At 45.7% G+C, this 6,717-nt stretch carries 7 protein-coding genes; 5 read left to right on the forward strand and 2 right to left on the reverse strand.

What is annotated here, in order from left to right; genetic code table 11:
- Positions 1–77: 77 nt before the first annotated feature.
- The 3 genes from KFE26_RS20730 (at position 78) to KFE26_RS20740 (ending at position 3,580) form a co-directional block, all read left to right on the forward strand.
- Entirely contained in the window at positions 78–749 is a 672-nt protein-coding gene (locus KFE26_RS20730; RefSeq protein WP_113940802.1) for a fumarate reductase cytochrome b subunit, read from the forward strand.
- 93 nt (positions 750–842) lie between these two features.
- Positions 843–2,849 carry a fumarate reductase flavoprotein subunit gene (locus KFE26_RS20735; RefSeq protein ID WP_212601596.1) on the forward strand — a complete coding sequence of 669 codons (2,007 nt, stop codon included), beginning with the start codon at positions 843–845 and terminating at the stop codon, positions 2,847–2,849.
- Positions 2,849–3,580, forward strand: a complete 732-nt coding sequence (locus tag KFE26_RS20740; protein ID WP_113940800.1) for a fumarate reductase iron-sulfur subunit — start codon at positions 2,849–2,851, stop codon at positions 3,578–3,580. The genes KFE26_RS20735 and KFE26_RS20740 overlap by 1 nt, the downstream gene beginning before the upstream one ends.
- A gap of 50 nt (positions 3,581–3,630) precedes the next feature.
- Here KFE26_RS20740 and KFE26_RS20745 read toward each other — a convergent pair whose 3' ends face one another.
- Together KFE26_RS20745 and KFE26_RS20750 are read right to left on the reverse strand one after the other, a co-directional pair.
- Positions 3,631–3,915, reverse strand: a complete 285-nt coding sequence (locus tag KFE26_RS20745) for a putative quinol monooxygenase (RefSeq protein WP_168825853.1) — start codon at positions 3,913–3,915, stop codon at positions 3,631–3,633.
- The gene (locus KFE26_RS20750; RefSeq protein ID WP_198573104.1) at positions 3,912–4,934 is read right to left on the reverse strand and encodes a zinc-binding alcohol dehydrogenase family protein; all 1,023 of its coding nucleotides are present in this window, start codon (positions 4,932–4,934) and stop codon (positions 3,912–3,914) included. The genes KFE26_RS20745 and KFE26_RS20750 overlap by 4 nt, the downstream gene beginning before the upstream one ends.
- Positions 4,935–5,068: 134 nt before the next feature.
- Between KFE26_RS20750 and KFE26_RS20755 the strand changes: the two genes are divergently transcribed.
- Both KFE26_RS20755 and KFE26_RS20760 read left to right on the forward strand, forming a co-directional pair.
- On the forward strand, positions 5,069–5,998 hold the full coding sequence (locus tag KFE26_RS20755) for a LysR family transcriptional regulator (protein WP_212601597.1): 930 nt from the start codon (positions 5,069–5,071) through the stop codon (positions 5,996–5,998).
- A 303-nt stretch (positions 5,999–6,301) separates the two neighbouring features.
- Positions 6,302–6,717, forward strand: a 416-nt coding sequence (locus KFE26_RS20760; RefSeq protein WP_212601598.1) for a hypothetical protein, incomplete at its 3' end; no start/stop codon positions are given.

The following is a 6,717-nucleotide window of genomic DNA, read 5'->3' on the forward strand; positions in this document are numbered from 1 at the left end:
GGATGTGTGAGCGATATTAGTTTGCGATAAGACTTAATGAGATTGGCTCGATAAGGTCAACGGCGTGAGGCGATAGGATGGCGATCAAATTAAATATTAAAAAATGGAGTGCTTGGCTGGATTTAAGCCAGAGTTTGTCTGGGGTAATACTCGCAGTCTTTTTGTGGACCCACTTAGTGTTAGTGTCATCGATTTTATTGGGTGCGGATGCCATGAGTTGGGTGGCTCGCACTATGGAACTGAGTTTTCTGTCAGCTGACGGACACGGTTATCCTTGGGTAGTGACTTGTATTGCCATTGGTATTGCCATTTTGACGTTAGTGCACGTGTTAGTGGCATTGCAAAAATTACCCATGAGTCTGCGTCAGCAAAGGGCTCTGCACCAACAAATGCAAGTGATCGACCACAGCGATACTCGCTTGTGGCGCTGGCAAGCCATTACTGGTGTAGTGATTTTACTGCTGTTGCCTGTGCATTTGTGGCTTATTGGCTCGGCTCCCGAAACCATTGGCCCTCAGGGAAGCGCCGATCGTATTTGGAATCAAGGTGTCTGGATGGTTTATCTGCCTTTGCTGCTCACTGTGGAGTTACATGCAGCAATTGGCATTTACCGTGTGGCTTTGAAATGGGGTGCGGCGCGGGATCTCAACAACCGCAGTCGATTACGTAAGATCAAGACCATAGTGAGCGTGCTATTTGTCACTGTTGGTGTCGCCTCACTTCTGGCATTTTTACCCTACGCGAGTTAATTCCGCTTTTAATCAATGATTAAGTTAATCAGTGAATAGAATGTCGAACATAAAAAAACAGCACAAAACAATAGACCCCATTAAGGAGCAGGCGTGAAACTGATTTATACCGATTCATTGGTGGTAGGAGCTGGGCTCGCGGGCTTAAGGGTCGCTATCGCTTCGAAAGAGCGTGGGCTTGACACTTTAGTTTTGTCACTCATTCCTGCAAAACGTTCCCACTCTGCTGCCGCTCAAGGGGGTATGCAGGCGAGTTTAGGCAATGCAGTTAAGGGAATGGGCGATGATGAGGATGTGCATTTTCAAGATACGGTAAAAGGTTCCGACTGGGGCTGCGATCAAGATGTTGCACGGATGTTTGCCCATTGTGCACCTAAGGCAGTACGTGAGTTGGCCAATTGGGGCGTGCCTTGGTCTCGGGTGACTGCTGGCCCGAGAGAAGTGATAGTCAATGCGCAAAAAGTCACGCTACATGAGGCCCAAGAAGCCCATGGTCTTATCAACGCCCGTGATTTTGGCGGGACTAAAAAATGGCGCACTTGTTATACCGCCGATGGTACGGGGCATTCGCTGTTATACGCTATGGATAACAAAGCGATTTCCATGGATATTCCCGTCCATGAACGTATCGAAGCCTTGGCACTTATTCACGATGGTAAGCGTTGCCATGGCGTAATTGCTCGTTGTTTGATTACGGGTGAACTTAGAGCCTATGTGGCTAAGTCCACTACGATAGCCACTGGTGGTTATGGCCGAATTTATGAAGTGTCGACCAATGCGATCATCTGCGAAGGTATTGGCCAAGCGTTGGCATTGGAAACGGGCGTGGCAAGGCTTGGCAATATGGAGGCGGTACAATTCCATCCCACTGCCATTGTTCCCGTGGGCATTTTAACAACGGAAGGGTGCCGTGGTGATGGCGGCTTATTGCGCGATAAAGACGGTTATCGCTTTATGCCTGACTATGAGCCCGATAAAAAGGAGTTGGCATCGCGGGATGTCGTATCGCGTCGCATGACTGAACATATACGTAAAGGTAAGGGCGTCGATAGCCCTTATGGCCCGCATTTGTGGCTAGATATAACCCTTTTAGGTCGCAAGCATATTGAAACGAATCTTAGGGAAGTGCAGGAAATTTGTGAGAATTTCCTTGGCATCGATCCCGCTAAAGATTGGATCCCTGTACGCCCAACTCAGCATTATTCTATGGGCGGTATTCGGACTAATGCCACAGGTGAAAGTCCGCAGCTTAAAGGCTTATTTAGCGTAGGTGAGGCGGCTTGTTGGGACATGCACGGCTTTAACCGTTTAGGGGGTAATTCGTTGGCCGAAACCGTGGTTGGCGGCATGATTATTGGTAAATATGTCGCCGATTTTTGTGAGAACAATAGCCTTGAGATCGACACTCAGCTTGCAGAACGGTTTATGCAGCAGGTGCAGAGTGAAATCGATGTGCTGGTCGAGGGTGATGGTCACGAAAGCGCCTTTGAACTCAAGCGCGAAATGCTGCGCATCATGATGGATTATGTGGGGATTTTCCGTAATGGCCCCGAGCTTGAAAAAGCGGTTGCCGAGCTAAAAGTGTTGCTCGAGCGTTCGCGTAAACTCGGACTTAAGTGTAAAAAGCGTCACGCCAATCCTGAGTTAGTTGAAGCCCTGCGGGTCAAGCGTATGCTAAAAGTGGCGCTAACCGTAGCCTGCGGGGCCGCAGCGCGAACAGAGAGTCGTGGTGCCCATGCTCGCGAGGATTATCCGCAACGAAATGATCGAGACTGGCTGAATCGCACCCTGGCCAGCTGGCCGGATCCCGAGGCACTCGAACCTGTGCTTAACTACGAAGCACTCGATGTGATGAAGATGGAACTCCCGCCGGGTTATCGTGGTTATGGCATCAACAACGCCATAGTGCATCCCGATACCGAAAAGCGTGAACAGCAAATTGCCGAGATTTTAGCTGAGCTAGGTGATGATGCTGACCGTTATCAAAGGCAGCGGGCTCTTATGCGCTTTGAATTACCCGAGAGCTTACAACCTAATAATGAACGTTTAAGTGATACTTTAAAAAGTCCATCTGCCAATGCGTTAGGAGAAAAATCATAATGAGCCAAGGTCGCCAGTTAACCTTTAATATCTTTCGTTATGATCCGCAGGAGCCAAACGATAAGCCGAAAATGGTGCGTTATCAGCTTACCGAAACGCCGGGGATGACGGTATTTATCGCCCTTAATAAACTCAGGGAAGAACAAGACACTTCATTGCAGTTCGACTTTGTTTGTCGTGCAGGCATCTGTGGTAGCTGCGCTATGGTGATCAACGGTTTCCCGACGCTAGCTTGCCGCACCTTAACGGCCAAATACCCTAAGGGCGAAATCACCTTAATGCCGCTGCCAGGTTTTGAGTTGATTGGTGATCTCTCGGTTAATACTGGTAAGTTTATGCGGGAACTGGCCGAACGCTTAAAGCTGTGGTTACACCCTAAGGCCAATGATATAAGCGTGCATCGGCTTGAAGATCCTATGGATCCAGATGAAGCTGCGCGTTTGTATGAGCTAGAGCGCTGCGTTGAATGTGGCGTGTGTGTTTCCGCCTGTGCGACTAAACAAATGCGTGAAACTTTTGTCGGCGCTGTGGGCATGATGAAAATAGCTCGTTTTGAGATGGACAGCCGTGACGCTCGTACTGCCGAGGATTTTTACCATGTGATTGGCAATCAGGATGGCGTATTTGGTTGTATGACTTTACTCGGCTGCCAAGACAACTGTCCTAAGGATTTGCCACACATGCAGCAAATTGCGTATTTACGCCGTAAGATGGCCATGACTTTGATTTGATGAGTGATAAATGATGAAAAGCGCCAACGTGTTTGGCGCTTTTTTGTTGATTAGCAGGCGTAGCTTTTGTGAATGTCAGCTCGATTGATTATGTCTGCGGTTTGAGCGACGAATGCTTGAAAGTGCGTACTCGCCATATGTTCATCCAGTGCGGCTTGGGATTGCCAAATTTCGTACATCCAGAAGATATTTTCATCATCTAATGAGTGATGCAGTTTGTATTCGATGCAGCCAGCCTCGGTATGAGTGTCTGTCACGAGTTGCTTGAGTATCTTAAATAGCGTATCGCTTTGGCCTTGATTCGCTATGATTTGGGCAAATACTGTTATTTTCATTGGTTAAAACCTTCTAAAACAATTTTACCGATCGCTTTGCCAGACTCTATCTGAGCGTGAGCTTTGATTAAGTTTTGGGCATTAATGGTGCCGTAGTGTTCACCGAACGTACTCTGTAACTCGCCTGTATCGATAAGGGCGCTTAAGCGGTTGAGTAAGTGATGTTGCGCAATCATATCCTCGGTCTGATATAGGCTGCGGGTAAACATCAGTTCCCAGTGTAAGGATAAGCTTTTACGCTTAAGTTTCATCACATCTAATGGCCCCTTAGGATCATCGATTAATGCTAGTTTTCCTTGTGGCTTAAGCACTTGTACTATTTCATCAAAATGCTGATCGGTTTGGGTTAAGCTAATCACATGGGTCACATTAGTAATGCCAATATTGGCAAGTTCCTGTGAAAGTGGCTTGGTGTGGTCGATAACAGCATCGGCACCAAGCTTATGCACCCAAGCGGCGGATTCTGGACGAGATGCAGTGCCTATCACTTCTGCACCTGTGAGTTTTACTGCAAGTTGAGTGATGATTGAACCCACACCGCCGGCCGCACCGATAATTAAAATACGGGCGTCAGTTGCCGAACCATCTTGGGGTAAAGCTAAACGGTCGAATAAAATCTCCCATGCCGTAATCCCCGTTAAAGGTAATGCCGCGGCTTGGGTATAGGTTAAACTTTTAGGTTTATGGCCGACAATTCGCTCATCAACCAATTGATATTCTGCATAACTTCCGCTGCGACTGATATCGCCCGCATACCACACTTCATCGCCAACGTTGAAAAGACTGACTTTCTCACCAACGGCTTTGACTACACCGACCGCATCCCAGCCGATAATTTTGTATTCGCCTGCAGGTGCAGAGCTAGATGCACGGATTTTTGTATCAACCGGATTGACAGAAATGGCTTTGATTTCCACTAAAAGGTCAAAACCTGTCGCAGTTGGCTCGGCTAGCGTGATGTTTTCTAATGCATTGGGCGCTGTGATTGCACCTGCTGTCTGGTAACCAATGGCTTTCATGTTTATTCCTCTGGGTGTACTTGCTGGAGTCTACTTGTTTGAGTGTACTTGTATCGTGTAGCCATTGTGTGGAATATTAGCCAAGAGATAAACAGGATAAAGTTTGTAATTTTTTCAAAGGATTTTTGATAATCATGCTAATTAATGATTTAGCTTTGTTCGTGCGAGTCGCTGATTGCGGCAATATATCTGCCGCAGCAGCCGAGATGGATATCTCGGCTGCTTCTGCCAGTGCAGCAATAAAACGGCTTGAGAAACAGCTCGATACTAGTTTATTTATCCGCACGACACGCAGCTTACGTTTGACTGTGCAAGGTGAACGTTATCTTATTCATTGCCGACGTGCGCTAAGCGATTTAGCGCTTGGCGAACAGGCTATCGCCAGTGATAAAGGTAAAATATCTGGCACTTTAAGCCTGTCGGTTTCTTCAGACTTTGGTCGTAATTTGTTTGTGCCTTGGCTCGACGAGTTTTTGCTCGATTTTCCTCAACTGCAAGTGCGCTTGCACCTTGGCGACAATATCAGCAGTTTTTACCACGATAAAATTGATGTCGCCGTGCGCTATGGAAAACCGCAGGATTCTAACCAAGTGGCTTTTCCTATCTGCAGTGTTGATCGTGTCTTGTGCGCCTCACCTGAATATCTCGCCAAGTTTGGTGTGCTTGATTCATTAGAACAATTAGTTGAGCATAATTGCTTGTTTTATAAGTTAGATGATCGCACCCACGATCAATGGCTATTTAGGCGAGATGGTCAAGAATTCAAAGTGCGTGTCACGGGCAATCGTAGTGCTAATGATGCCGAGATTGCCCGCCGTTGGGCTGTGGGTGGCAAAGGGTTGGTATTTAAGTCGAGTCTAGATCTGGCTGATGACTTAATCTCAGGGCGATTAGTACGTTTGTTGCCTGAGTATCAGGGGGAGCCAGTCGATTTATACTTAGTGTGCCCAGGACGCGAGCATGTCACTCCCGTGGTGTTACTGCTTCGCGAAATGTTACGTCAACGTTGTAAAGAGTTGCAAATGCAGTTGGCGGCTCGTCATATTCTCCCACAACACCCTTAAGCAATTGCATTATGGTGGCATATGTAAATAAGCGCACTGCATGTTGTTATTTATTTATAAATAAAGTTTTCTAAATTGTTTTGTTAGATGATTTTGGTTGTTACTTGTTGTGTTTTTTTATGTTTAATTTTACTGGATTTTTCTGATCTAACTCATATTTATTTTAATTTAATATGAGTTAGCTCTTGTGTGAGTTGATAATATTTTTTGTTCGTGCGTATGATGCAACAGATGTATTCTTTTTGTATCTTTAGCTGTGATGTCGCAGTGGAGATTATTTATAGCATGACGTATTGACGAGCAATGTTAACTAAATTAGCTATAAAAAAATATCCCAAAAGACCAAAGCGTTTTCTTTTCGCTGTGGGTGAGTGGCTGATATTTGGAATATTATGGGTGAGATTACCTGTGAATATTGCCGCGTTGTCTGATTCTTTTGTTATTGAAAATAATTATTTATCAATGGCTTCAGTGTTAGCGTTTCACTGTGAACCTGTTAGCCATCAGTCAATAATAATAGTTGGTGAATATGGCGCTCCCCTTTGGACTGGGTTTGCCCAAACGGATTTTGAAAGCATATTTTGGGGAGCGTCTTTTTTCGTTTTTTTTGGTTTTATTTATTTCGTCTTAACCATATTTATACGTAGTTATATTACTATTTTTGAAATCTATTATTCATTTTTACTTAATTGGATGAAATCAATTCAAGAAAGTACATC

The organism is Shewanella sp. M16 (assembly GCF_018224605.1).
In the GTDB taxonomy this organism is placed as follows: domain Bacteria; phylum Pseudomonadota; class Gammaproteobacteria; order Enterobacterales; family Shewanellaceae; genus Shewanella; species Shewanella oncorhynchi.